Here is a 26,545-nt window from a genome sequence, read left to right as displayed (position 1 = left end):
TTGTGTATATATGTTTTTATTTCTCTTCCTGTTACTTGAACGGAACAATATATTTCGTCCATTTTATCTCATCGAGAGAGAACTTCATCTCCTCTTTATAAGCTTTCTTTCGCTTGTCTCCCTCCTTTTTCAGCATCTCTGTTACCTCTACCGTAACGGTCTGTCCATCAAAAGAGACAAGAGTACCCTTTTTCTTCTGTCCGTTCTTCAACAACACTTCCACCGTCTCTCCGAAAAACTTACGGTACTGCAATGGATGACGAAGCGGGTCTGTAAGCACCGGAGAACCCACTTCGAGCTCGAAGTCTTCCACTTCACGATCCAGCCCTTTCTCTACGTACTTGCTTAGTGCAACGCATTCATCTATGGAGACACCATCCATGTGGTCAAATTCTATGGAGATTGCATTACCGGGATGAACAGCCACCTCTACAAGGAAGTACTCTTTCCCGCTCTCCTCTATAAAGCGTTCTGCCAGTGCGACAACGTCTTGCTTATCTATCATGTTTCAGCATTACATTTAGATCAGAGCTATTTTCTCCGAAATATTATTTTCAACAAAAACGAAGGAGAAGGCATACGCCCCCTCCTTCCATTCCGCTTGCAAATATAAGCATAATTATCCATATTATCGGCTTATACTTATAATAAATATTCAAAAAGCGAATATAAATTCTCTCTGAACCTGTTTACAAAAAGAGTTCAATGCATTAAAAAACTCCCCTGAAGCCTAACTTTTTGATAAACCGAGTCTTGACTTTTACAAATCAAACCATGAATGGAGCAAAGCAAGGCATGAAAGAGACAAAGCAAGCCTTGAATGCTATTTTTTATCGTATTAAACATAAAAAATGAACGTGAACAATGAAAATTTTGAACACGTTCATTCTTAAATTATAACAGATAGCAAAATCAGGAATTTCGCTTATAGTTTTAACGTTTGATTTTGTTCTGAAAGAGCGGAAAAGAGTATCCTCTTAAACCAGTTTGGATATCCACTCCTCTCTATCCCCCGGCAGCAAATCAATCGGAGCAATCTCCGGAAGAGTGTAACAGCCGGGAGAAAGTCTTGTAGCTGCTCTTGCACATGCCACCAGTATCTGTGAAGTGAGAGCCGGATTATTGATCCGCATGGAGAAATCCAGCATTTGGTTGTGCGTGCAACCGCTGACACCCTTACGGCTCATTACCACTCCATGCCCGACATCTTTAAGATCAGCCACACACTTTACGGCTATAACATGAGTTTCATCATGGACAAAGTAAGGGTCAGACTTTATAGAAGCAGAGACCTGATCAAGATCATACCCTTCTTCCAGCTCGACATAGACTATTCTCCGATGTACAGATGTGCCGAGAGGAATAGTCATGGAAAGAGCGTCTTTTACTCCGGGTATAGATTTTGCAGCAACAGAGTGCCCCATACTCATACCGGGACCAAAGTTGGTATAAGTGATTCCTTGAGGCACCATTGCCTGCATGAGAATACGCACAACGCTATCGCTCCCCGGATCCCAGCCTGCTGCAGTGATGGCTACACGCCCTGTTTTTTTTGCCACTTCGTCTAAAGAGCGTCTGAGAGAAACGATCTCCCCATGGATGTCAAAGCTGTCTACGGTAGATATACCCAGCTCCAATGCTTTTCTGGCAGCCTGTTCTACCAAGCGTGTAGGCGAAGCAAGCAGAGCGACATCTACGTTTGAAAGCTGCTCCAAAGAAGCAACGACACTATAAGAGCGTAGCTCTTCCGGGACATCATTAGGGTTGCGTCTGACCACTCCTCGCAGTTCACAATCCGGAGAAGCCTTTATAGCTTCCAACGCATAACGCCCGATATTGCCATAGCCTACTATTGCTATTCCAATCTTTTCGCTCTTCATCTTTCAAGCTTTCTTATCCGGTGCCTTGTATATCAGCTCCGAGAGCCTTCTTTTAGGCACTATGTGCCTTCTCTTTTCATCTCTGTAATATTTGATGCACTCGCCCGGCTCTATGTCTTTTATTATAACCACCTCGATGGGTTTGCCTACCGCCACTACGGACATTAGCTTCAACCCTTCGGGCAAGCCCAGCATCTCGGTTATGGTGGCAGCATTGTAGCTCTGGAATATACAGCATCCATAACCGGCTTCGACGGCAGAGAGCGTTATGGCAGACAGCTGCAAACCATCATCCAACCGTACCGTAGAGGTTAGAGTGGTATCCAATAGCTGCGCGACATAAGCCGTAGGTCTCTCTCCCACTTCAGGTCCATCCCATTCCGGTAAGTAGCCTGCCCATTTCACTGTTGCGGTAAGCGCATTACAAAGCTCTGCATCGGTTACGATGATATACTTGATCGGCTGAAGATTTCTCCCCGATGCACAGAATCGAGCAGACTCAATCCATTTTGAAATCTCTGCTTCATCAATCTTCTCCGATTCGTCGAAACGTCTGTAAGATCTGTTTCGGCGGAATAGTTCTTTTAAGTCTTCCATGAGAACAAAGGTACAAAAAGGATATTCTTTTTTATACCTTATCCTTTTCTATAATCAATAAAAATGTAAATTTGTCACATGTGAGGAATCACACGAATCCGACACAAACATAGAACCACAATCTACCACTTAAACTATCAACATTTATGAAGCATCACAAAGATTTTTTTCTGACCCTGCTTTTCCTTTTATCTCCTGCCATTTGGGGAGGTTGTTCAGACAATGGCGAAGAGAAAACAGTAGATCCGAATTATGAAAAAACAGGATATTACGGGAATGTAAAATTCGTAAAAAGCACTTTATTTTACATCAACAGTGATTCTGTATGGATCTCTCAGTCGGATTATGATTTCAGTGAGTTTGATCAAAAAGGACAGCTCATGGCTGAAGGGTTCAGGAGCAGTAATGATCTTCCAAGAGATGAATACAGCTACCAATATAATGAGAATGGCAAAAAAACAGGCTATACTCATCTTCTTGCAGGGGGGATCAAATATACAGGGACCTACAAGTATGATCCAAAGACGGGATTGCTGATGGAGGAGCTGTGCGTTGAACGGAAAATGAATGACGATTTCGATGTGGAAAGTGGTGAAGAGCCTACCTTTGACGAGTCTGTCTTTAAGAAAGAAACCTATCTCTACGACGATAAAAACAATCTTATAGAGAAACATTGCCTTGAAACTCCCGACAGTAACCCAAGCTATCAAAAGCACACTTATACCTACGATAAGCAGAATAGAGTGTTGGAAGAAATCACTTTCGTAAAAGAGAGCAAAACGGAACCGGACAGCAAAAAGAGCTACAAATATGACAGCAAAGGCAGAGTAATAGAGGAGATTGAAGAGCTATTTCTAAGTAAGTTGGACAGATCTCCGGAAAAGATCCGAGTCAGCAGAAAATTTGACAACAAAGGAAATCTTGTAGAAGAGGTCAAAGAAGAGAAAGGCAAGAAGCATATAACAACTTACACTTATACCTACAAGAAAGGCAAACTGATAGAAGAGACAACCGAAACAAGTGCAGGTGAGAAAACCGTTATCACCCACGAAGACAATGGCAATACTATTACCATAAACTACAAAGACAATAAGATGACAACGAAATCTGTTACAGAACATGATAAATATGGCAACCCACAGAAGACCATAACGTATCATGTCAATGAAACTACCGGACGACTTGAAGCTCAGTATATGCTTCTCTATGAGATTGTGTACCATGAATAACTCATGCAAACTCCATGAGAGTTTTTATGATTCTTACCATCTTAACACCCCCATTTCGTTTTTAAGGTAAATAACACCGGTAAGGTTTGAGTATTATTGTCTATCTTTGTACTCAGAGTATGGAAAACATGGAGACGGACAGATACCTTAAAATGGTTATCTGCTTCGTTCTCTTGTTTGTTTTCGTATCGTATCTATTGGTTGACTCTTTCCTTTTGGATGATGATCCCAAAGACACAAGAGTAGAAATATAAAAACATAACAGATATATGGAGATAAAAGACCTAAAAGAACAGGAAATAATCCGGAGAGAAAGTCTTCAACAAATCATAGACTTGGGTATAGACCCCTATCCGGCAGAAGAATTCCCCGTAAATGCCTATGCTGAAGAGATAAAAAGTTCTTTCAAAGACGAACCGGAAGATGCACCGAAACGTATGGTATACGTGGCAGGACGCGTTATGGGACGTAGAATTATGGGGAAGGCAGCTTTCTGTGAACTTCAAGATTCTACGGGTCGAATCCAACTTTATATCACAAGAGACGACATCTGTCCGGGTGAAGACAAAGAGTTGTACAATACGCTATTCAAAAAGCTATTGGATATCGGAGACTTCATTGGGGTCTATGGCTATGTTTTTCGCACAAAAATGGGAGAAATATCCATTCATGTGCAAGAGTTGAAGCTGCTTTCCAAGAGCCTTCGTCCCCTTCCTGTGGTGAAGACAAAAGACGATCAGGTATTCGATAGCTTCAGTGATCCGGAACAACGTTACCGTCAGCGTTATGTGGATCTTGTGGTTAATGCCGGCGTGAAAGAGATCTTTATCAAGCGGACAAAGATATTCAATGCTATGCGAGACTTCTTCAATGCTCGTGGTTGGCTGGAAGTAGATACTCCTGTACTCCAACCAATACCGGGAGGAGCCGCGGCAAGACCATTCATCACCCACCATAATACTCTCGATATTCCACTCTATCTTCGTATAGCAAACGAGCTGTATCTGAAAAGACTTATCGTTGGTGGCTTTGACGGAGTATATGAGTTCTCCCGTAATTTCCGTAATGAGGGTATGGACCGTACACACAACCCGGAATTTACAGCTATGGAGATCTATGTGGCTTACAAGGACTACAACTGGATGATGAACATGACCGAACAACTCCTTGAATATGTGGCAACAGAAGTGTTGGGTACAACTAAAACGACTATCGGATCTACTGAAATAGATTTCAAAGCTCCTTATAAAAGGATCTCCATGAGAGATGCCATATTAGAACATACGGGATTCGACATTTACAACAAAAATGAAGACGAAATCCGTCAGGCTTGTAAGGATATGCACATAGAGGTGGATAACACTATGGGTAAAGGGAAAATGATTGATGAAATCTTTGGCGAAAAGTGTGAAAAGCACTACATCCAACCAACTTTCATCACAGACTACCCGATAGAGATGTCTCCTCTTACTAAGAAGCACAGAAGTATTCCCGGCGTTACGGAACGATTTGAACTGATGGTCAATGGGAAAGAAATAGCGAATGCTTACAGTGAGTTGAACGATCCGATAGACCAGTTGGAAAGATTTGAAGATCAGCTAAAACTTTCTCAAAAAGGTGATGACGAAGCAATGTTTATAGACAAAGACTTTGTTCGTGCCTTGGAATATGGAATGCCTCCAACAAGTGGAATGGGAATAGGAATGGATCGTCTGGTAATGTTTCTCACCGGACAGGAGAGTATACAAGAGGTACTGTTCTTCCCACAAATGCGTCCGAGAAAGGACATCTAAACGACAATAGTATTGACTATATCCGAAAGGGTATCAAAATATAGAGATATTGTATGGCACAAGCCCTATCTGATGCAGATGATAGAGTAGCTAAGGCTACTAATCTTGAAGATTCTTCCTGGTCTCCCGGTCGTATAGGCTTGTTGGGTAGTGGAAGCTGGGCAACGGCTTTGGCTAAAATATTGCTCCAAAATGCAGATGAGATAAATTGGTATTTCAGATTTAAGGATACTGTAAAGCAGTTTATTCAAGGGGGGCATAACCCCGGTTATCTCTCGAGTGTCAATTTTGAAACTGATAGAATAAACTTCTATACGGATGTTGAGGAGTTGATAGAAAACTCCGACACAATTATCCTGATAACACCATCCCCCTACGTTCGAAATCTTTTGAGTAAAATCAAAAAAGCCAACACAAAAGGGAAGTTTTTTCTCAATGCCATCAAGGGCATTGTTCCGGAAGATAACGTGCTTATTTCGGACTATCTACATGACAATCTTAAGATTCCGGTAGATTACATTGGAGCAATAGGCGGACCTTGTCATGCCGAAGAGGTGGCAATGGATAGGCTTTCGTATCTAACCATAGCTTGTAGCGACAAACAGAAAGCTGAGCAACTAAAGAACTGTGTGGCGAGCAAAAATATTCGTTGCTCAATAAATACGGATGTTGTCGGCGTTGAGTATGCAAGCGTTTTGAAGAATGTCTATGCGATAGCTTCAGGAATATGTAGCGGCATGAAGTATGGGGACAATTTTCAAGCCGTATTGATTTCCAATGCTGTTAGAGAGATGAAGGACTTCGTTGATATGGTACAAAAAGAGGAGAGAGAGATAGCAGACTCTGTATATCTTGGAGACCTCTTGGTTACAGCCTATTCTCGTTTTAGTCGAAACAGAACATTCGGATCCATGATCGGGAAAGGTTACTCCGTCAAACAAGCCCAATTGGAGATGGAGATGGTGGCGGAGGGTTACTATGGAGCGAAGTGTGTGCATGAAGTGTCTAAACGTTTCAAAGCAAACCTACCTATAATGGAGGCTGTATATAAGATCCTTTACGAAAAAGTCTCTCCCAAGGAAGCTATTGCAGACCTTACCAAGCAATTTATTTAAGATTGACAAACAACTATTATACCGTATATATAACAAAAGATGAAGATTGAGATAGCAGGAGCATTGTATAGTGCAGATATAGAGAACAGATATAAAGAGCTGATTCCTTTGGCGCAGGCTGCCAACGAGTCTCTCGAAAATGGGACCGGAAAAGGGAATGACTTTCTGGGATGGCTTTCTCTACCCAAGGATATTTCGGAACAAGGCCTAAACCATATACAATCTGTTGCAGATCTGCTTCGCAAAGACTGTGAGTTCGTTGTAACTATTGGTATCGGAGGCTCATATCTCGGAGCAAAAGCAGTTGTAGAAGCCCTTCAAGATAGTTTTGCCCCTTTTAAGACTAAGAAAGGAGCGACTCTTCTCTATGCCGGGAATCATATCTCGGAAGATTATTTATATGAACTTATAGAGCTTCTTAAAGGACATAAGTTTGGAATAATCAATATTTCCAAGAGTGGTACAACAACCGAACCTGCCATTGCTTTTCGTCTTCTGAAAGAACTCCTTGAGGCACAAGAAGGAAAGGATTTTGCCACCAAGCACACTATTGCCATAACAGATAGCAGCAAGGGCGCTCTTCGTAAACTTGCAGATGAAGAGGGATATACAAGCTTTATTATTCCGGACAATGTTGGTGGTAGATTTTCTGTCTTAACTCCTTGTGGATTGCTACCAATAGCTGTTGCAGGATTTGATATTAAGGAGTTGGTACGCGGAGCTAAAGAGATGATGCTTCAGACATCTGCTCAAGTAATTGGGGAGGAAAACATATCCATTCAGTATGCTGCTGTCAGAAATGCTCTCTATCAGAGCGGAAAGAAAATAGAAATCCTTGCAAACTATCACCCTAAAATGCACTTTATTGGCGAGTGGTGGAAACAGCTTTTTGGGGAAAGCGAGGGCAAAGAACTCAAAGGGATCTTCAATGCAGCTGTGGACTTGACCACCGATCTTCACTCCATGGGACAGTGGATACAGGAAGGTGAAAGAATAATCTTTGAGACCGTACTAAGTACAGCAACGCCGAAGTATGAGGTTAAAATCCCAACAGATAAAGAGAACCTCGACGGACTTAACTACATTGCCGGGAAACGTGTAGATGAAGTAAATAAGAAAGCGGAAGAGGGAACGATCTTAGCTCATAAGGATGGCGGTGTTCCTGTCATAAGAATTGAGCTTCCGGCTTTGAATGAGTTCTCTTTAGGACAACTCTTTTATTTCTTTGAAAGAGCGGTTGGAATAAGTGGATATCTTCTTGGGGTTAATCCTTTTGATCAGCCCGGAGTAGAAGCATATAAAAGTAATATGTTTGCTCTGTTAAACAAGCCAGGCTATGAAGAAGCTTCCGTAGCCATTCAAAACAGACTTAACAAGAAATAAATAGAAATGAACAGACCTAATATCCCTTATAATACAGCTCTTAAAAAGTTGACTATTCCGGAATATGGAAGAGCCATTCAAGATATGCTGGATATCTGTATGGGCTTATCCAACAGGGTAGAAAGATTAAAATGTGCCGAGTACATTGTTTCCCTCATGGCGAGAAAGAGCGGAGTGAAAACGGACGACATAGAGAATGTCAAAGTATTGTGGGATCACTTGTACGCAATGTCTGATTTCAAATTAGACATTGACTTTCCTGTGGAAGTGCGAAGCGAAGAAGAAGCAAAATTTAATCCGGACAAGATCCCTTATCATTATAATCTTCCAAGATACCGCCACTATGGACATGGAATAGAAAAGATGATACAGATATCCATGGCAACAGAAGATCCCGATCTTCGCAAGCAGAGGGAATGTATCACAGCGATACAGATGAAAAAGGCATACGTCACTTGGAATAAAGGAGAGGTTCAAAATGAAAAGATCTTCAAGGATCTGCACGAGATGTCTGATGGCAAAATATACTTGGACGAGTTCGACTGCCTGCTTCCTGATGTAAGTCCCATGCCTGTTTCAGACAAACACAAACAGAAGAAAAAAAGCAAACAACAACGTAAGTAGCGTTTTTGAGTTGCGTTCAAAATATCCGAGAATTATGGTAATGGACCTTTAACCTTAAAATCTTAGAATTGTATGTCCTCGTTTATCATTGAAGGCGGACACCGGCTCCGCGGAGAAATCATCCCTCAGGGTGCAAAAAATGAAGCATTGCAGATAATAGCTGCCACACTTCTTACGAAAGAAGAAGTCATCATAGAAAATATTCCGGACATCGTGGATGTCAAGAATCTGATAGCTCTTCTCATAGATCTTGGCGTAAATGTTCGGAAGCTCGGTACTGATACATATAGCTTCGTAGCGGAAGATATCAACTTGGAATTTGCTTACTCGAAAGAGTTTCTGGAAAAGACTTCAACCCTTCGCGGGTCTGTTCTTATATTGGGTCCGTTACTTGCCCGATTCGGAAGAGCCGTTATAGCCAAACCCGGAGGAGATAAGATCGGAAGACGAAGATTGGACACACATTTTGAGGGATTTATCAAGCTCGGTGCGGATTTTGAGTTTAATCAAGAGAAAGATCTTTTCAGCATTCATGCGGAACGTCTTCGCGGAACATACATGCTTTTGGATGAAGCGTCCGTAACAGGTACAGCCAATATTGTCATGGCTTCTGTCATGGCAGAAGGAACTACTACAATCTACAATGCGGCATGCGAACCCTATCTGCAGCAGCTATGCAAGATGCTTGTAAGAATGGGAGCAAAGATAGAGGGAATAGGAAGTAATCTTCTGACGATACATGGTGTAGACTCTCTTAGTGGTACTACTCACCGAATGCTTCCGGATATGATCGAGGTTGGCAGCTTTATCGGTATGGCAGCCATGACTCATTCGGAGATTACGATAAAGGATACAGCGATACGGGAGCTGGGGATTATTCCGAACCAATTCAGGCGACTGGGCATAAAGATAGAAGAGAAAGGCGACGATCTCTACATCCCGTCTCAAGAGATTTATGAGATAGAAAGCTTCATGGACGGCTCCATTATGACTATTGCAGATGCTCCATGGCCGGGACTCACTCCGGACCTTTTGAGTGTTTTTCTGGTTGTTGCCACACAGGCAAGAGGCAGTGTGCTCATCCATCAAAAGATGTTCGAGAGCCGTCTCTTCTTCGTGGACAAGCTCATAGACATGGGAGCGCAGATTATCCTGTGCGATCCGCACAGAGCCACAGTCATAGGGTTGGCAGAAAGCAACAAGCTACGTGCAACGAACATGGTATCTCCGGACATTCGTGCAGGTATTGCGATGCTCATCGCGGCGATGTCTGCTAACGGAGTGAGCAGGATAGACAACATCAACCAGATAGACAGAGGCTATCAGAACATTGAAGAAAGACTCAACTCGATCGGAGCAAACATACAACGGATATAGAACCCATGCAAAGTCTTCTCCCCAAAAATTACAAGCAGATCGGTACTTGCGTTCAGCCCCACGGGACACAAGGCGAGCTTTCTTTGCAGCTTCTTTCGGACAGCTTCGTAGATATAGAGCCCTCGTTTATCTTCGTTCAAAAAGATGGTTGCATGATCCCCTATCCGTTCGTTCAAAGCAGGGGCAATAAGGGGAAATACATCCTCTCCGTCGGCTTCGTATCCTCGATGGAGGAGGCAGAAAAGCTTGTCGGGCTTTCTTTTTACATAGACCGGGAAGAGTGGGAGCACCACTTGAACCGGACGGGAGAGGACGAAAAGCTCATGGAGGACGAGCTGGTCGGCTTCTCAGTCATCGACTCCGCTTCAGGCGATCACATCGGAGAGATAGCAGGCATAATGATGATTGCCGAAAATCCGCTCTTTGAAGTAAGATCTGCCACCGATACGGCTGAAAAAGAGAACATATTTTACATCCCGATCGTCGAGGAGTGGATCACAAACATAGATGTGAATACGAGGGAAATCACGATGACTCTTCCTGACGGACTCATATCATAATGATTTGATCTTTAAGAGATCAACACACCCGGCATCCGATAAAGTTTTTCGGGGGAACGGTTTAAGGACTGACTTCTATATCAGGAAGTCGGTCCTCTTTTTGCCACTTTCTTTCCGATCCGGAGCTGCATAAGGGCAAGCAGAAATCAGCATTCCTCAAAAAGATAATTATCAATATTCCAAAACCTTTAACGCTTTCCCGAAAAGATTAGGTACTTTCTCCAAAAAAATTAGGTACTTTCCCAGAAAAGATTAGGTACTTTTTCCGAAAAGATTAGGTACTTTTTCCGAAAAGATTAGGAACTATCAGAGGAAAGAGCATTAGAGAGAGGATGAGAGGTAAGTAAATGGAAATGAGAGGGATTTTCGCCATATCTCGGTGGTTTGTATTGAGGGATAAAGTGCAGAAAGCGAGGATTTATGCAGAAGTTCCGTTACCAAATCATTAGTCTGTCTTCAGAATGGTAACGAAGAAGAAAGAGAAGGTAACTGACAGAAGAGTGTTCGGTAACTCATCTTTTCTCTATCACGGTGCTTATGCTTTGTATTACAATGTTTTGCGTAGCTGAAAACGCTTCGACAACGGGTAACTTTGCCCATAAAAACAGAAGCGTATGCAAAGAGAAAAATTCAAGGTGTTGCTCTACCTGAAAAAGAGCGGATTGGACAAGNTTGCCCATAAAAACAGAAGCGTATGCAAAGAGAAAAATTCAAGGTGTTGCTCTACCTGAAAAAGAGCGGATTGGACAAGTCGGGGCAAGCACCGATCATGGGGCGGATAACCTACGGGCGAACCATTGCCCAATTCAGTTGTAAACTGTCGTGCGACCCCAAGTTGTGGAATGCTCGTGAGAGCAGACTGAACGGCAAGAGCCGTGAAGCAGTGGCAACGAATGGCAAGTTGGAACGCTTGCTTCTCTCGGTACAGTCGGCTTATCGAGTTCTTTGCGAGCGAGGTGCGGTGTTTACGGCAACAGACATTAAGGAGCAGTTTCAAGGCAGTATGCAAAGCCAGACCTCCTTCTTGGAGCGATACGACCGAATGGTCGAAGAGATGGAGCAAAAGGTGGGCATCGAAATAAAGGCTACGACTATGAGTGGTTACTATACTATCCGTAAGCATCTGCAAGTCTTTATTGGTGAGAAGTACCATACGGCAGACATTCCTTTCGGACAGATAGAAGAAGATTTCTTGGAATGCTTGCAACACTACTCGGTCGGAAAGTTGGGACTTTCGCAAGCCTATTATCGTAAGATGGCATTGATGGTAAAGAAAGTCTGCCGTTTGGCGTATCGTGAAGGCTTGACAGAGCGACAACTATTTGCGCACGTAGAGATAGAGCGAGGAGAGAACAAACAACCTCGGGCTTTGGATAGGGCTTCGTTGGATAAGTTGCTGGGCTTGACCTTTGAGCCGTATGAAGTGGAGTTGGAGACCGCTCGCAATCTCTTTCTCTTCTCCTGTTATACGGGCGTTGCCTATTGTGATATGGTTGCTCTGAATCGGGAACATCTCTTTATAGATGATGAGGGGGCGTTGTGGCTGAAGTTCCGTAGACAAAAGACTAATACCCTTTGTCGTGTAAAACTCCTATCCGAAGCGGTGCGTTTGATAGAGCGATATCAATCGGATGAGCGCAACACTCTCTTTGCTCCCATTGCCTATTCTGCTTATCTTACCCAACTCAAAGCCTTACAGCTTCGGGCTGGCATCTCCATTCCCCTTTCGGCACACGTTGGTCGCCACACTTTTGCCACCTTGATTACTTTGGAACGTGGTGTTCCCATCGAAACGGTTAGCCGAATGTTGGGGCATAGCAACATTCAAACGACCGAACGGTACGCCCACGTTACTCCAAAGAAACTCTTTGATGAGTTCGAGCGATTTCTTTCTTTCACTGAAGATTTACAACTCTTTTTGTGACATTCAAGAATATGCTCTCAAAAGCACCTAAGCTTTTCCGAGAAAGAAATAAAGTTTTTGCCCGAAAGCTTAGGAGCTTTGGGTAAAAAGTAATTACCATTTACATAGCACACGAAAAGATTATGCGCAGTACATTCAAAATCTTATTCTATATCAATAAGAACAAGACTAAAGCAGACGGTACAACGACAATCCTTTGTCGCATCACCATTGATGGCTCAAACGTGGTAATAACCACAGGCGAAAGCATTGTTCCTCACCATTGGAGCGTGAAGCGAGGAGAGACAACGGACAAAAAGACCAACCAACACCTGCGAAACTTTCGGGCGGAAATCGAACAGGGGTACAATACTTTGCTTTATAAATATGGAGTGGTGAGTGCCGAACTTCTGAAGAACCACCTGCAAGGCATCGGGAGGACTCCAACGACACTTCTTGCCCTCAGTGCAGACGAACTCAAAGCGCAGCGAGAAAGCAAGAGTGAAGGAACGTGTAGCAACAATCGAAGTTCCGACAAGCAACTCAATGCTTTTGTGCGAAGTCGTGGAGAGGAGGATATTCCCCTAACGGCTCTAACGATAGACTTTTTTGATGATTACCGTTTTTATTTGAAGAAGGAGGGCTATGCTCCTGCAACAATAAATAAGCATCTCTGCTGGTTGAGTAGGTTGATGTATCGAGCCGTCGGTCAGGGGACAATACGCTTTAATCCATTTGAAGAGGGGAAGTATGAAGCCGTGGAGCGTAAACCTCGTTTCCTAAACAAAGGTGATGTGGCAAAGCTCTTGGCATTCCCATTGCAGGATGAGGGGGCGGAACTAAGCCGAAGAATGTTTCTTTTTTCCGTCTTTACGGGATTGGCATTTGCCGACTTGCAAAGCCTGCGAGCTTCGCAAATCGAAACGAACAGTGAGGGGAAGCGGTATATCCGCAAGGCAAGACAGAAAACGGAGGTGGAGAGTTTGATCCCCCTGCATCCGATAGCGGAGCAGATACTCTCCCTTTACACAAAAGAAAAAAGCAAGAAGGATTATAAGATATTCCCTGACACAATGAGCAAAGGCAAACTATCCACCCACCTTAAAGCCGTTGGTTGGGCTTGTGGCATTCGCACTCCGCTGACTTGGCATGTCGGAAGACACAGTTTCGGCACGCTGACTTTGGAGGCAGGTATTCCGATAGAAAGCATCGCCAAGATGATGGGACACGCCTCCATCTCCAGCACGCAAATTTATGCCCAAATCACTGACCAAAAGATTGCAATGGATATAGAAAGATTAATACGGAAAGGAGGTCTGTAAATTTAGATCAATAAAGAAGTACCGCTTCTACTTACTTAATCATGGAACAAGCCCCTTTCTCTTATTTTGCAGTCCTTGCTTAGTAGAGACTTGAATGATTCTAAAGAAATAATTTGTTAGCATTGAAATTCCTTTTTTGTGCTAAAATTCGTATCTTCATACCCGCAAACGTAGATTGGCGACGGTGTAACACTGCGCCTTTGTTTTTAGAGGAAAATTTATCATTTAAGTCTAACTAACGTCAGTTCGATATAAGAAAACGATGAATGAAACTATCTCATCAACTTTATTAAGTGCCTAATATTGTTGTGGTTATAATTGAAAAAGTGGCGAATTATTTGTATATTAGTATCTGAAAACCAAGGTGATACACACAAATAAAACGCCACTTTATGAAGACAAATATAGTTGATATTTTTTGTATGGTAGATGACTTCTCAAAGCTTTTTGACCAAACAATCAAGGAAAAGAGTATAGAAAAGGATGGTAAAAAGTGTAGAAACAGGAAGTCTAGGATGTCTGACGGTGAGGTAATGACCATCCTTATACTCTTTCATCTCTCAAGGTACAGAGATCTCAAGGCTTTTTATCTGCAATATATCACCCACTCGTGTCGATCCGAATTTCCTGATCTTGTCTCCTACAATCGATTTGTCGAATTGCAAAGTAAAGTGGGATACAAGCTCATCGCATTCCTGAATATGTGCTGTTTAGGCGAATGTACAGGTATCTCTTTTATAGACTCCACCCCGCTGAGAGCCTGTCATGTCAAACGAGCTCAAGGACATAAGACAATGAAAGGATTGGCTCGAAAAGGGAAGTGTACCATGGGCTGGTTTTATGGCTTTAAGTTACACATTGTCATTAACGACAAAGGAGAAATCATCAAATATCAGATCACTCCGGGCAATTGTGATGACAGAGAGCCCCTTAAGGACTCGTCTTTCACCAAGAAGCTTTTCGGCAAACTCATCGGAGATAGAGGGTATATTTCCCAAAGTCTTTTTGATCAACTCTTTGTCGATGATATTCATATGATCACAAGAATCAAAAAGAACATGAAGAACTCTCTTATGCATCTTTACGACAAAGTGTTACTAAGGAAAAGAGCTCTCATAGAGACCGTCAATGATATGCTCAAAAACGTCTGTCAGATAGAGCATACCAGACATCGTAGTGTTAACAATTTTCTTACCAACCTTATCTCGGGGCTGATTGCCTACAACTTCCTCCCTAAGAAGCCTGAACTGAATATTGAAATCGTTAGAAAACCCAAACTTCCTACTTGTGCTTAAATCGAACTGGCGTTAACTAATATCGCCTGACCGCTAGTAGCAATTGTAGCAAACTATTTATAGATAATGGAAAAGATGGAAATCATAAAGACAAATACTTTAACGAAACGCTTCGGTTCAACCGTTGCAACAGATAACATTTCCATTCACGTTAATCAGGGCGAGATTTACGGTTTTTTGGGACTAAACGGTGCGGGTAAGACAACCCTAATTCGTATGCTGTTAGGAATGATAAAACCCGATAGCGGAACAATCACACTTTTTGGCAACGAACTTACACCGCAATTCAGGCAATGGAATGACATCGGTTATTTGGTTGAAACGCCCTATTCATATCCCAATCTTTCGGTTTACGAAAACCTGAAAGTGATTTACAAGTTGCGACAGCAGAACAACCCCAAAGTGATTGACGAGATTATTGAAAAACTAAAACTCACAAAATACAGAAACACCAAAGCCAACGCCTTATCTCTTGGCAACCAACAACGGTTAGGACTTGCAAAAGCACTCATACACAAACCTAAACTTCTGATATTGGACGAACCAATAAACGGTTTAGACCCGGAAGGAATTGTCGAAGTTCGGGAGCTTTTAATCAACCTTGCTGAAAATGGTTCAACCATTTTTCTTTCAAGTCACATACTCGGCGAAATTTCCAAAGTTGCAAACCGTATTGCCATCATTCACGAAGGAAGACTGATTAAGGAGTTGACGACAAAAGAATTATCAAGTCAAATCATCAAGAAAATTCTGGTGCAAACAACAGACAATCAAAAGGCAATTCAACATTTACAAAATGCCAATTATTCAGTTAAACCAATAGAGACAAACGAAATAGAAATTACAAATAGCGAAGCATTGGAAAAACCGGAACTCATATCAAAACTATTGACAGAAAACGGACTTCCCCCCAAACAAATTTTCCTATTTACGGAAGATTTAGAAATGTATTTTCTACGGACCATAAAAGGGAACAAACTATGAAACAGCAAATACGTGCATTACAAGCAGAACTGATAAAAATAAAATGCTCGAAAATTATTTGGGCAACTTTTATCGCATTTGCATTAGCACCAATTATGGGTGCTGTTTGCATTTTTATCATTCAAGGTGGCGAAGCATTGGGAAAAACAGGCACACTTGTTGCCAAAGCAAAAGCAATGAACTTTGAGGCAAATTGGGAATCGTATTTTGATATACTAACACAAGCCGTTAGCGTTGGCGGTATTTTGGTTTTCGGGTTCGTGGCAAGTTGGATTTTTGGTCGTGAATATTCTGACGGAACAGCTAAAGATTTGCTTTCACTCCCTACATCACGAACACAAATTCTGAACGCAAAATTTAGTCTGTTCGTACTTTGGTGTTTCCTGCTTGTGCTGTCAAATTTGTTGCTGGCATTTGTTTTCGGAGCACTTTTGCAACTCCCACCACCAGGCAGTGGTTGGCTGCTCCAATCGTTAGGCGACTATTTCTTTACGACCGTTTTGACAATTATTATTGGTTTTCCGATTGCATTTTTCGCTCTTTGGAGCAAAGGCTATCTTGCACCTTTGGGCTTTGTTGCATTGACATTGGTATTTGCACAAGTAATTGCAGCGACAGGTTACGGCTCATATTTTCCTTGGTCAGTCCCCGCACTTTATAGTGGTGTAGGCGGCGAATACAAAATCTTACTTGACAATTACAGCTACGGAATTTTAGTACTGACGAGTATTGCAGGGTATATAGCGACAGTGATGTATTGGAACTATGCAGACCAAACAAAATAGAGAGAAACAACTATCGCCAACATGCGCTTTCCGTCAGGTGGAGTTACACGTAAACTTAAAGCTTTGTCTCCCATACCGTTGTGTATAGTGTGAGTCTGCGTTACTTACATTGTCTGATTCGATTTCGTGTCTCTGAAAATAATTCCGCGAGGTGTTGACTATACGATGTAGGCGGCATTGGATATTGTACTGGGTATAGTATTTAAGCAACAATTTGATATTCCAGATGGAATCGGCATTGCGCTTATCGTGGCAGGTGTAATAGTCATAAATCTCTTTTCAAGTACATCAGCACATTGACAGGGTGGCATTCCTATTTACAAAAGAAAAAGTCGTTTGTCAATCCTCTTGATTCTTTAAGGCACAACAAAATATCATAGCAAAAGAATAAACAGTTATCTCCGATAGTTCTCTTGCAATAGTTGGTTTATGTCAGAGAGTCGATAGAGAATTTTCCCTGCAATTTGGGTGTAGGGGATAATGCCTTTGTCGCGATAGTCCTGCAAGGTGCGGGGACTGATGAAAAGCCGTTCGCAGACCTCCCGCCCTGTGAGATAGATTTCTCCCCCGAAGAGCGGACGATGCGTTTGGGCAATCTCCCGAATACGTTTGCTTACTTCTTGAATGCCCGAAATGAGTTGTTTCATTTCGGGTGTTTCTTTGTTTACGATTTCGTGTTCCATAGTCATTGTATTTTTCGGTTCGACTTTTCGAGGAGTGCTTCCACATCCTCACGTTTGTAGTAGCACTTATGCCCGATTTGAATGAAGGGCAATACGGAAGTATCCCGATAATGCTGGAGCGTTCGCTTGCTGATGTTGAGTATTCGGCACACGTCCCCATTGTGCAACAGGTCAGGGACTTCGGGCTTCGTACCGAAGTGTTCTCTCATGCAAAGAGCCAGTTCTTCGATGCTCTTTTTCAGTTCCTCCCAAGCGGAGGTGTCGATGGCGGTAAATCTCATATCAATATCGTTTTAATTGTTGTTGTTTTCTCTTTTTGGTGCAAATGTATGCAGCCGAAATCCTTGTTCTCTGACCTGATGAGATCAAAGGAAATCGCAGGAATTTGCAGGCAAATGTATAAGTAAAACCTATCTATTTTCAGAAGGGATTCCCTGCCTTTTCTCTCCGTTTCTCCAAATTCCTTCCGAGAGGAAAAATCCTGTTTCGATGCGAAAATAACGAACCAACATATACTGTTTACTCCATTCCTGCTAAGTGGATACTTCTGGCGTCGATATAGAATGAAGTGGCTCTGTTAGAGAGAATCTTCCTAGATACTTCTGGCGTCGATATAGTATGAAGTGGCTCTGTTAGAGAGAATCTTCCTACCTGTCTTTTAGGCTTTTCCCTCTGCTTTCATCGAAAAGGCAAAGGCATGCATCTGCACGTAATTCGATACAGCCATTCGGGTAGCGTTTCCCGTTCTTCCATTTGTCTTTTTCTGATTTTTGAGGAGAAAATGTGAGGTATCCTTTCCTTTTGCCGAAGAAATATGCAGCACCTCGATGCAACAACGCCATAAGGCTTGGCTTCACTTGTTCGCCTCTTTAACTTGGTTTCAGCATCCGTTTTCGGATGAAAGTTCAAAATCAAGCAAATAAAAGAGATACGAACAATGAAAAAAGAAGAGAAGGACAACCTCTCCAAGAACACGCAAATAGAAGAGTTCCTTTCGGCTCGTTACGAGTTTCGGTACAATACCGTATTGCACCGAGCAGAGTACCGTCCACGAGGAACGGGCGATTACACAGCCATAGACCGCTACTGCATCAATACCCTCAAACGAGCCTTGGACAAGGAAGCCGATATACAGACCTCGCCCGATAACTTGTACAGCATCATCGAAAGCGATTTCTCCCCACGTGTCAACCCTGTACAAACCTATTTCGAAGCCTTACCGCTGACGAAAAGAAATGCGGAAGCTATCACCGCCCTTGCCGACTGCGTGAGCGTAATCAATCCCGATAAGTGGCGGGAATACCTTACCAAATGGTTGGTGGCAGTAGTCGCCAATGCGATGGACGACAAGCATTGTCGTAATCATACCTGCCTTGTACTGACAGGTGATCAGGGTAAGTTCAAGACCACGTTTCTTGATTTGCTCTGTCCTCCCTCTCTCTCCGATTACCGCTATACGGGGAAGATATACCCACAGGAGAAGGACGTGCTGAGCCTTATCGGGCAAAATCTTATCATCAATATTGACGACCAACTCAAAGCCCTCAATAAACGGGACGAGAACGAACTGAAGAATCTCATTACCTGTCCGCAGGTGAAGTACCGTATGCCTTACGAGAAGCATATCGAGGAGCGACCCCACTTGGCAAGTTTCGTGGCTTCGGTCAATGGCAACGACTTCCTCACCGACCCGACAGGGAGCAGACGCTTCCTCCCTTTTGAGGTGCTGGCGATAGAGATAGACCGAGCCAAGAGCATTCCGATGGATGCCGTTTACAGCGAAGCCAAGACACGGTTGAATGAAGGGTTTCGCTATTGGTTCAATGATGAAGAGATTATTGAATTGCATAGAAACAGCGAAGCCTTCCAAGTCTATACGACAGAGATGGAACTGTTGCTCCGCTATTTCACCTTTCCCACGGAGGCAGAGACGGCAACAAAACGCTTCTATATGACCAATTCGGAGATAGTGGGTTACCTCTCCTGCTATACCCGACAATCCCTCTCCGCCAAGCGGATGGGGGAAGCCTTACGAAAGGCTGGCTATACAAAGGAGTGTTGCAGGATAAACGGCAATCCCGTATATGTCTATGCCGTCCGTAAGATTTACCCCGAGCAACCGCCATAGCACCTTGTTGTTACCCCTCCTTGCAATACTTCTTTCTCTTTTCTTTCCTATTCTCCTTACTACGTTACTACAACTAAGGATAATACAGTGAAAGAGAAAGGATTGCAGGAGGGATTCATCTTGCAACACGGCTTACTACCATCTTTCTACGCTTCTACGGAAGAATGAATGAGAAAAGGTGTAGACAGGAGGTGTAGAAGGATAAAACAGAATGAAGTGTTACACTTTTCTCTTTCACTGTCAATCTCTTATCTGAATGTAGAAGAGTAGTAAGATAAAAAGAGGAAAATTCCAAAAAGAGAAAACAGAGCGAACTATGAATACGAACAATTCCAATCCAACGATAACAGCAATGAACAACGAATATTACGACCTACAATACATCAAGGCGATACCGATAGGCGACTACCTGCACGCCTGTGGCATCGAGCCTGCCAAGCTTTATAACGGCTATGCCCTTTATCACGCACCCTACAGAGAAGACCACAACGCCAGCCTGAAAGTGGACTTTCGGAAAAATCTGTGGCACGACTACGGCACGAGCCAAGGCGGAAGCATCATCGACCTTGTGATGAAGATGCAAGGATGCAGTGCCTACGAAGCAATGGCGCATCTTGCCGAAGGGAAAGCGATAACCCTCGCCTCTTCTTCCTTTCATCGTGAAACAACCATTACTACGCCCAATACCACAAGTACAAGGCGCATTCTCTCCATCAGTGAAGAGTTGCCCCTACATCTGCAAAACTATCTCCGAGAGGTGCGCAAGATAGACCTTGCCGTGGCAAGTCCTTATCTCCGCCACGTTCGCTATAAGGTAGGAGGACGAGAGTACTCTGCCATCGGCTTTCCCAACCGTGCAGGAGGGTATGAGCTTCGGGATGACAAGACATTCAAGGGAACAATCGCACCGAAGGATATTTCCGTGATTGTAGGAGAAGCGCACAACGCTCCTCTCTGCATCTTCGAGGGCTTTATGGACTTCCTTTCCCTTCTCACGATGAAAGGGAAAGAAACCTCCCCCTGCCTTGTGTTGAACTCCGTCAGCAATCTTTCCCGAGCCATCGCCTATCTCCACGAGAACGGCATCGACTCCGTTCGGGCTTTCTTCGATAACGATGAAGCAGGACGAAAAGCCCTCCAATCTCTTCGCTCAGCAGGCATCAAGGTAGAAGATATGAGCCGACACTATGCCCGATACAAAGACCTCAACGAGTACCACATTTCTCGCCAACAAGCTATGGAACAGAAACAGAAGAAACCTCAATTGGTCGTTAAGCGTGGATTTCGCAGATAAGGCAAAAGAGTGCAATCAAAACCAAATATCAACTGGGCATCCTTAGGGACTAAAAGAGAACAAAAGCAGACAGATTGCTTTGTTTCGATAGCTACGGCAGTTCCTCAGAACAGCAAGTTTGCAGAGCTAAACTTAGAAACAAAGCCCTCTGAGCATTCAGAGAATGCAAGCTCCTCAAGGGCAAACTTCGGAAAGGGCAGAGCGGACATTTCAAGAAATGCCATAGCTCATTAGGGCATTTTCTTCACGCTGCACTTCGTTATCGCTAAAAATACCCCCCTGAGCCAAGGGAGTCCGCCCCTTTGGATACCCCTTAAAACAATTTTCAAACAATGGGCTACGTCGTATTACATATAGACAAGGCGAGAAGCAACGACTCGGGAAATACCGCTCATATAGCACGGACATATACCCCGAGTAACGTCGATCCTTCTCGCACACACCTGAACAGGGAATTGGTGCAATTCCCTGCAAATGTGACCAACCGTAGCGAAGCGATAGAGCATCGCATCGCCACAGCCGGTATCTACCGAAAGGTAGCAAAGAACCAAGTCAAAGCCCTGCGCTTTATTCTGTCGAGTTCACCGGAGGATATGGCTCGCATAGAGCAGGAAGGACGCCTGTACGAGTGGTGTGATGAATCGATGGATTGGCTTCGCTCCACTTTCGGAGCAGACAACGTGGTCGCTGCCACGCTGCACGCAGATGAGGAAACTCCCCATATTCACGCCACGGTCGTTCCGATTGTCACGGGCGAAAGAAGGAAAGCCAAAGAGGAAGCCGAGAATGGGAAGCGGAAGTACAAGACGAAGAAAAACAAGGTACGGCTTTGTGCCGATGATGTGCTTACGCCCAAGAAGCTGGAGCAGTATCAAACGGACTATGCCAAGCGAGTGCAGCGTTTCGGATTGGAACGGGGCGTACACGGCTCGGAAGCCAAGCACCGCACCACGATGGAGTATTACAAGGAAATTCTCAAATCCACGAAAGAGAAGGAAGCTCAAAAGGCGGAACTCACAGCCAAGATAAAGGAGCTGGAGAAGCAGGCAGGCAAGCTCCGAATGAAAGGCACGCTGTACTCCCTCTTTGGGAACCCCGAACTCGACAAGGCAGAGAAGCGTATTGCAGACTTGGAGCAGGAAGCCAAACGGCAACAGTATCTTTCGGAAAAGGAGAAGAATGAAATCCGAAAGGAGGTGGTACTCTTGCAGGACACGGTCAAGGGAAGGGACAGAGCCATTGCCGAATTGAAAGAGACCGTGCAGGTTTATGAGGAAGAGCGGAATTGGATAAAACGTTTCTTCAGTGGCTTCTACCAGCTTTTGAATATCCGTCTGATGCTCAGAAAGATGAACTTCTCTGATGATAGGATAGCGGAGATGTATCGAACGGAAGCCCCCCAGCGAGGTACGGCTAAAGCCTATTCGGGATTATACAAGAGAGAGTTTACGGAAGAGGACAGCGAAATCTGTATCATCAAGGATGAGAAGAAACGACCGCTCCTCACCATCAACGGACTTCCCATAACTGATTGGTGCGAGCAGAAATGGAAACAACTCATCAATCGCAACCGCTCGCAACGGCTGTAATTGCTTTTTTCTTTCACTGACAAGAAGAAAAACAAGGAAAGACGCTCACTTTCCCTCGCAAATATGTACCTTTGCAAGTAGTAAAAGTGAGCGTTCTTTGGCTATTCAAAACAATGTGCCTCAATGCACTCCGCTCATTTCTAAATCGTTACCTATCCATCTATCCCTAAATGGTAACACTCTATTCTTCAACAAGATAGCTCGCTAACGAAAAATCACGTGGGTACTTTTTCTGAAAAGATTAGGTACTTTTTCCGAAAAGATTAGGTACTTTTTCCGAAAATCTATTATTTACCCCTAAGTAATTGGCTATCAACAGTCGAATGAGTTATGAAATGCAGTAGGTAATGATTTAGCGACCTATCTTCTGCAATAATATACAATGCTTTGTGTAACTCAAATAACCTACCTCAAAGGTAATACTATCTACGGAGAAAGACGAAACTTTCTCCGTTTTTCTTTTCTGACGGCTCTCTATCCAGACAGCTGATTCTATTTTTTCGTCTCATTGCTCATTGTTGTGGCAGTCTTTCTTGTGAAGGCTGCCTTTCATTTTTTCGCTCTATCCTCTGCGGTGTTCCTCTCCACGTTCCATTCTATGTATTCGCATCGGGATCGGTTGTTCGTTGTCAGCGGCAAAGGTAGTTCCGGGCTTTCACGTACAAAAAAGGTCGGGGCGGCAAGCCGTTTAGGCGACAATCTCCACACTTCCATTTCATTGCAGGTAGTATTCTCGCCGTAAAACCTTGTTTGTCCTAAGCCCTACCTTTTTAAGCCCCTGAAACGAAAACGACCGACCCGACGGAAAAACGCATAAAAAAAATGTCGGAAACACGAGGACAGAGAAAAAGAAAAATGGAAACTCTACCTCCCTCACCTCTGGAATCCGCATAAAATCAAAAAAATCAGACAAGATGAAACCGAGATACAAAATATCAATTTGGGTGGCTCTTACACTCGCAGGCTCTCTCCTTTGGGGCGGAAGCGTCTGGCTTTGGCTGGCAGGGTTATGTGCAGGGAAATTCCTCATTCGGCTACTCCTTACCATCACTTTGGCAATCGCAGTGTACATCTTGGCTTATGCCCTCATCATTGGGGCAATACTTTGGATACTCATTTCTTAGACAGACAGATATATGAAAAGAAGAAGCAAGACAATCGCACAGCAATGCAGATACTACGAAGTGGACAACATTTTCGAGTATATGGTATCGGTTTACCTCAATGGGAATATATCCGCCTTTAGGGAACTATACAAAGAACTCAATCGGAAGGACAGAAAGGAATTTATCCTCTATCTCTTCTCAGAAGTTGAACCTATTCATATCCAAGAAATCATTTTAGCAACAATCTAATAGTGGGAGCAATGGAAGCATTCAGATTTTATCAAGATAGAAAGGTTACTTGTTGGGAGCGCACCCACTTTGAAGTAACAGCAGAGAATTACGAGGAAGCCGTTGCTATTGTCAAGTCGTGGCAGGGAGAGGATGTACTTTGTTTTGAAGACAACGAGAAAGTCATCATTATGGACGACGAGACCTTATATGAAACCTCCGAAAGCCTATCCGTAAAGGAAAATGGAGGGAAACCTACTATCGAGGTCTTTGCGGACAATGGAGAAGACATCATCAATAATACAACCCTATAACACCAAACGAATATGAGAACGGAAACAAGAACATACGAGGTATATAACCTCCATGAACTGACAAGAGAGGCACAAGCAAAGGCACACAGCCATTGGGCGGAACATTTTAACTATGGTTGGGACGAAGAAAACCGAAAGACATTGCAAGCCTTTGAACAGATATTCAATATCAAGGTGAACAGATGGTCATACGACAGTTGTACCTATACCTATCGTTTCACTTCCCATTACAGCGAGGAGGAAGACAATCTGAAAGGGATAAGACTTCTGAAATACCTTGTCAATAACTATTGGGAAGACTTGTATCCACCCAAGATTTATTGGAGCAGAAACTACAAGAAGAAACGCAAGAGCCGTGTATTTGTTTCGGACGATTGTGTGCTGACGGGCTACTGCATAGACTATGAAATCTTGAAACCCATATACGATTTTCTGAAAGCCCCCGATGATACCACCCTATACAAACTTATGGACAAGTGTTTGGATGGATTTTTCAAGGCTTGCAGGGACGATATGGAATATCAATTCAGCGAGAGAGCCTTTGCCGAGAGTTGCGAAGCAAACGATTATGAGTTCCTATCAGACGGAACTATGTTTAACTAATAAAGAACAAAAACAGTGAAAGGTACAGAGCATTTCAAAAGCGTAATCCAATGTTACTTGGAGAATAGAGCATCATACGATGAACTCTTTGCGGAGAGTTTCCGTAAGGAAAACAAGAACATAGACGAGTGTGTAACCTATATCCTCAACGAGGTGCAGAAAAGCGGTTGTTCGGGATTTTCAGACGATGAAATCTACTCTATGGCAGTGCATTACTATGACGAGGACGACATAGAGGTCAGCAAACCCAATTCCTGCAAAGTAGTGGTGAACCATACCATCGAACTCACGGAGGAGGAGAAGGCGGAAGCCAGACAGAGAGCCGTAGAGCAATTTCAGCGTGAGGAATTCTCCAAAATAAAGAGCCGTAACACAAGACCAAAGAAAGCGGAGACAACGGAAATAGTATCACAACCCTCTCTATTCGAGTTTTAACCCCTTAAATAACGAAAGGAAAATGAAACCGAGAAACAAATATGAGCAGGCAGTCCTTGCCGAGAGTAAGCATCTTCGCTCGATAACCAAGACACAAAGCAAATGGGCATTCCGTGAATGTATAGACCATTTTGCCTACCGACTGCCCAAAGGTCGCACAACGTGTATGGATTGTGGGCATAGTTGGACAATGGAAAAGCCAACGGACACTTGCACCTGCCCTCAATGTAGGGCAAGGTTGCAAGTTCGGGAAACATTCCAACGAAAGTTGCAACAAAAGCAGTATTTCACCATTCTAACCACTTGTGGAGAATACCAAGTATTGCGTATGTACCTCCTTGTCGTGGAAATGGAAAAGGGTTGCAGGGCAACTCCCTATGCTATTGAAATTGGTCAGTATTGGTGGAACGCACAAGGGAGAAAGACGATTATTGCCGTTCAACGAACATTAGGCAGATACATTGACACCTTTTCTTTCTGCTCGCCAATGGCAGTACGCAACGATAACGAAGCCTACCGCCATATATCGTACTCACAGATATATCCCAAGTTCAAGGTTACGGACACACTCCGCAGGAATGGATTTAAGGATGATTTTCACGGCATAGCCCCGACTATCCTTATCCCCTCTATATTGTCCGACAGACGGGCGGAAACCTTGCTGAAAGCAGGCAGAGCCGAGCATCTGAAATACTTTCTTAATAATTCAAGGACTTTTGACGCCTGTTGGCAATCCTATAAAATAGCAGTCCGCAACGGCTATGACATAGAGGACATTTCGATATGGTGCGACTATGTGGATATGCTCCGCAGATTGGGCAAGGACATACACAGCCCCAAGTATGTTTGCCCCACCGACCTATATTGGGAACACGACCGCAGACAAAACGAACTTCGCAAACAGAGAGAAAAGGAGGAAATAGAGAAGAAACGCAAAAAGGCTATGGAGGACGAAGAGCGTTTCCAAGAACTCAAATCCAAGTTCTTCGGTATCCGTTTCACGGACGGCACAATCCAAGTCCACGTATTGGAGAGTGTGCAGGAATATTTGGAGGAAGGCACGGCAATGCACCATTGCGTATTCTCCAACGAGTACTATCTCAAAGAAAACTCGCTTATCCTTTCGGCAACCATTGAGGGCAGACGGATAGAAACGATTGAGGTCAATTTGGACACGCTCAAAGTGGTGCAAAGTCGTGGCGTGTGCAACAAGAACACGGAATATCACGACCAAATCGTGAGCCTTGTCAATGCCAATCGCAAATTGATAAGGCAGAGAATGAGAGCGACAGCATAAGCAACAATCACCAAAACATTA

The 26,545-nt window shown here is 43.5% G+C and carries 26 protein-coding genes; 21 read left to right on the top strand and 5 right to left on the bottom strand.

What is annotated here, in order from left to right:
* Window positions 1-31: 31 nt before the first annotated feature.
* From rimP to HQ29_RS06175, 3 genes are all read right to left on the bottom strand, one after another.
* The gene (rimP, locus tag HQ29_RS06185; RefSeq protein WP_036863645.1) at window positions 32-505 is read right to left on the bottom strand and encodes a ribosome assembly cofactor RimP; all 474 of its coding nucleotides are present in this window, start codon (window positions 503-505) and stop codon (window positions 32-34) included.
* Between the two features lie 472 nt (window positions 506-977).
* Window positions 978-1,880, bottom strand: coding sequence for a diaminopimelate dehydrogenase (locus HQ29_RS06180; protein ID WP_036868326.1), 903 nt, complete (start codon window positions 1,878-1,880; stop codon window positions 978-980).
* Between the two features lie 3 nt (window positions 1,881-1,883).
* A complete protein-coding gene (locus HQ29_RS06175) occupies window positions 1,884-2,477 on the bottom strand; it encodes a nitroreductase family protein (protein WP_036868322.1) in 594 nt (197 codons plus the stop codon).
* Window positions 2,478-2,623: 146 nt separating this feature from the next.
* Here HQ29_RS06175 and HQ29_RS06170 point away from each other — a divergent pair, with 146 nt between their 5' ends.
* The 12 genes from HQ29_RS06170 (at window position 2,624) to HQ29_RS06115 (ending at window position 16,847) form a co-directional block, all read left to right on the top strand.
* On the top strand, window positions 2,624-3,706 hold the full coding sequence (locus HQ29_RS06170; protein ID WP_036846239.1) for a hypothetical protein: 1,083 nt from the start codon (window positions 2,624-2,626) through the stop codon (window positions 3,704-3,706).
* A gap of 269 nt (window positions 3,707-3,975) precedes the next feature.
* Window positions 3,976-5,499, top strand: a complete 1,524-nt coding sequence (gene lysS, locus HQ29_RS06165) for a lysine--tRNA ligase (RefSeq protein ID WP_036846235.1) — start codon at window positions 3,976-3,978, stop codon at window positions 5,497-5,499.
* Between the two features lie 53 nt (window positions 5,500-5,552).
* On the top strand, window positions 5,553-6,614 hold the full coding sequence (locus HQ29_RS06160; RefSeq protein ID WP_081964515.1) for an NAD(P)H-dependent glycerol-3-phosphate dehydrogenase: 1,062 nt from the start codon (window positions 5,553-5,555) through the stop codon (window positions 6,612-6,614).
* Window positions 6,615-6,653: 39 nt separating this feature from the next.
* Entirely contained in the window at window positions 6,654-7,997 is a 1,344-nt protein-coding gene (locus HQ29_RS06155) for a glucose-6-phosphate isomerase (protein WP_036868317.1), read from the top strand.
* Between the two features lie 6 nt (window positions 7,998-8,003).
* Complete coding sequence (locus HQ29_RS06150; protein WP_052089895.1) at window positions 8,004-8,621, top strand: DUF4290 domain-containing protein; 618 nt, start codon at window positions 8,004-8,006, stop codon at window positions 8,619-8,621.
* Between the two features lie 72 nt (window positions 8,622-8,693).
* Window positions 8,694-9,998, top strand: a complete 1,305-nt coding sequence (gene murA / locus HQ29_RS06145; protein ID WP_036868314.1) for a UDP-N-acetylglucosamine 1-carboxyvinyltransferase — start codon at window positions 8,694-8,696, stop codon at window positions 9,996-9,998.
* A gap of 5 nt (window positions 9,999-10,003) precedes the next feature.
* Window positions 10,004-10,558 (top strand): ribosome maturation factor RimM, encoded by a 555-nt coding sequence (gene rimM, locus HQ29_RS06140; RefSeq protein ID WP_036788923.1) that lies wholly within the window; start codon window positions 10,004-10,006, stop codon window positions 10,556-10,558.
* Window positions 10,559-11,252: 694 nt separating this feature from the next.
* Window positions 11,253-12,482: a site-specific integrase gene (locus HQ29_RS06135; RefSeq protein ID WP_036868312.1), complete on the top strand. Its 1,230-nt coding sequence runs from the start codon at window positions 11,253-11,255 to the stop codon at window positions 12,480-12,482.
* A gap of 122 nt (window positions 12,483-12,604) precedes the next feature.
* Window positions 12,605-13,783, top strand: coding sequence for a site-specific integrase (locus HQ29_RS06130; RefSeq protein WP_036868310.1), 1,179 nt, complete (start codon window positions 12,605-12,607; stop codon window positions 13,781-13,783).
* Window positions 13,784-14,175: 392 nt separating this feature from the next.
* The gene (locus tag HQ29_RS06125) at window positions 14,176-15,078 is read left to right on the top strand and encodes an IS982 family transposase (RefSeq protein ID WP_036868308.1); all 903 of its coding nucleotides are present in this window, start codon (window positions 14,176-14,178) and stop codon (window positions 15,076-15,078) included.
* Between the two features lie 66 nt (window positions 15,079-15,144).
* Window positions 15,145-16,062: an ABC transporter ATP-binding protein gene (locus HQ29_RS06120; RefSeq protein ID WP_200878519.1), complete on the top strand. Its 918-nt coding sequence runs from the start codon at window positions 15,145-15,147 to the stop codon at window positions 16,060-16,062.
* On the top strand, window positions 16,059-16,847 hold the full coding sequence (locus HQ29_RS06115; protein ID WP_036845116.1) for an ABC transporter permease: 789 nt from the start codon (window positions 16,059-16,061) through the stop codon (window positions 16,845-16,847). Before HQ29_RS06120 ends, HQ29_RS06115 begins: the two co-directional genes overlap by 4 nt.
* Window positions 16,848-17,242: 395 nt before the next feature.
* On the opposite strand, the gene HQ29_RS06110 is transcribed toward HQ29_RS06115, so the two are convergent.
* Both HQ29_RS06110 and HQ29_RS06105 read right to left on the bottom strand, forming a co-directional pair.
* Complete coding sequence (locus HQ29_RS06110; RefSeq protein WP_036868305.1) at window positions 17,243-17,530, bottom strand: helix-turn-helix domain-containing protein; 288 nt, start codon at window positions 17,528-17,530, stop codon at window positions 17,243-17,245.
* A gap of 2 nt (window positions 17,531-17,532) precedes the next feature.
* Window positions 17,533-17,811, bottom strand: a complete 279-nt coding sequence (locus tag HQ29_RS06105; RefSeq protein WP_036868303.1) for a helix-turn-helix domain-containing protein — start codon at window positions 17,809-17,811, stop codon at window positions 17,533-17,535.
* 656 nt (window positions 17,812-18,467) lie between these two features.
* On the opposite strand from HQ29_RS06105, the gene HQ29_RS06095 reads away from it, so the two are divergent.
* From HQ29_RS06095 to HQ29_RS06050, 9 genes are all read left to right on the top strand, one after another.
* On the top strand, window positions 18,468-19,658 hold the full coding sequence (locus HQ29_RS06095) for a VapE domain-containing protein (RefSeq protein ID WP_036868301.1): 1,191 nt from the start codon (window positions 18,468-18,470) through the stop codon (window positions 19,656-19,658).
* 352 nt (window positions 19,659-20,010) lie between these two features.
* Entirely contained in the window at window positions 20,011-20,952 is a 942-nt protein-coding gene (locus HQ29_RS06090; RefSeq protein WP_200878520.1) for a toprim domain-containing protein, read from the top strand.
* Window positions 20,953-21,284: 332 nt separating this feature from the next.
* Window positions 21,285-22,541: a MobV family relaxase gene (gene mobV, locus HQ29_RS06080; protein ID WP_036868297.1), complete on the top strand. Its 1,257-nt coding sequence runs from the start codon at window positions 21,285-21,287 to the stop codon at window positions 22,539-22,541.
* Between the two features lie 914 nt (window positions 22,542-23,455).
* The gene (locus HQ29_RS06075; protein ID WP_036868295.1) at window positions 23,456-23,665 is read left to right on the top strand and encodes a hypothetical protein; all 210 of its coding nucleotides are present in this window, start codon (window positions 23,456-23,458) and stop codon (window positions 23,663-23,665) included.
* A 12-nt stretch (window positions 23,666-23,677) separates the two neighbouring features.
* Complete coding sequence (locus HQ29_RS06070; RefSeq protein ID WP_004584361.1) at window positions 23,678-23,896, top strand: hypothetical protein; 219 nt, start codon at window positions 23,678-23,680, stop codon at window positions 23,894-23,896.
* Window positions 23,897-23,907: 11 nt separating this feature from the next.
* Window positions 23,908-24,189, top strand: coding sequence for a hypothetical protein (locus tag HQ29_RS06065; RefSeq protein ID WP_004584360.1), 282 nt, complete (start codon window positions 23,908-23,910; stop codon window positions 24,187-24,189).
* Between the two features lie 12 nt (window positions 24,190-24,201).
* A complete protein-coding gene (locus HQ29_RS06060) occupies window positions 24,202-24,792 on the top strand; it encodes a hypothetical protein (protein ID WP_036868293.1) in 591 nt (196 codons plus the stop codon).
* Window positions 24,793-24,807: 15 nt separating this feature from the next.
* The gene (locus HQ29_RS06055) at window positions 24,808-25,227 is read left to right on the top strand and encodes a PcfK-like family protein (RefSeq protein ID WP_036868291.1); all 420 of its coding nucleotides are present in this window, start codon (window positions 24,808-24,810) and stop codon (window positions 25,225-25,227) included.
* Window positions 25,228-25,249: 22 nt separating this feature from the next.
* Window positions 25,250-26,524, top strand: coding sequence for a PcfJ domain-containing protein (locus HQ29_RS06050; RefSeq protein ID WP_036868286.1), 1,275 nt, complete (start codon window positions 25,250-25,252; stop codon window positions 26,522-26,524).
* Window positions 26,525-26,545: the final 21 nt, after the last annotated feature.

Origin of the sequence: Porphyromonas canoris (assembly GCF_000765975.1) — a bacterium.
Classification (GTDB): domain Bacteria; phylum Bacteroidota; class Bacteroidia; order Bacteroidales; family Porphyromonadaceae; genus Porphyromonas_A; species Porphyromonas_A canoris.
Note: the sequence above shows the minus strand (reverse complement) of the source record. Positions and strands in the feature narration are given on the sequence as shown.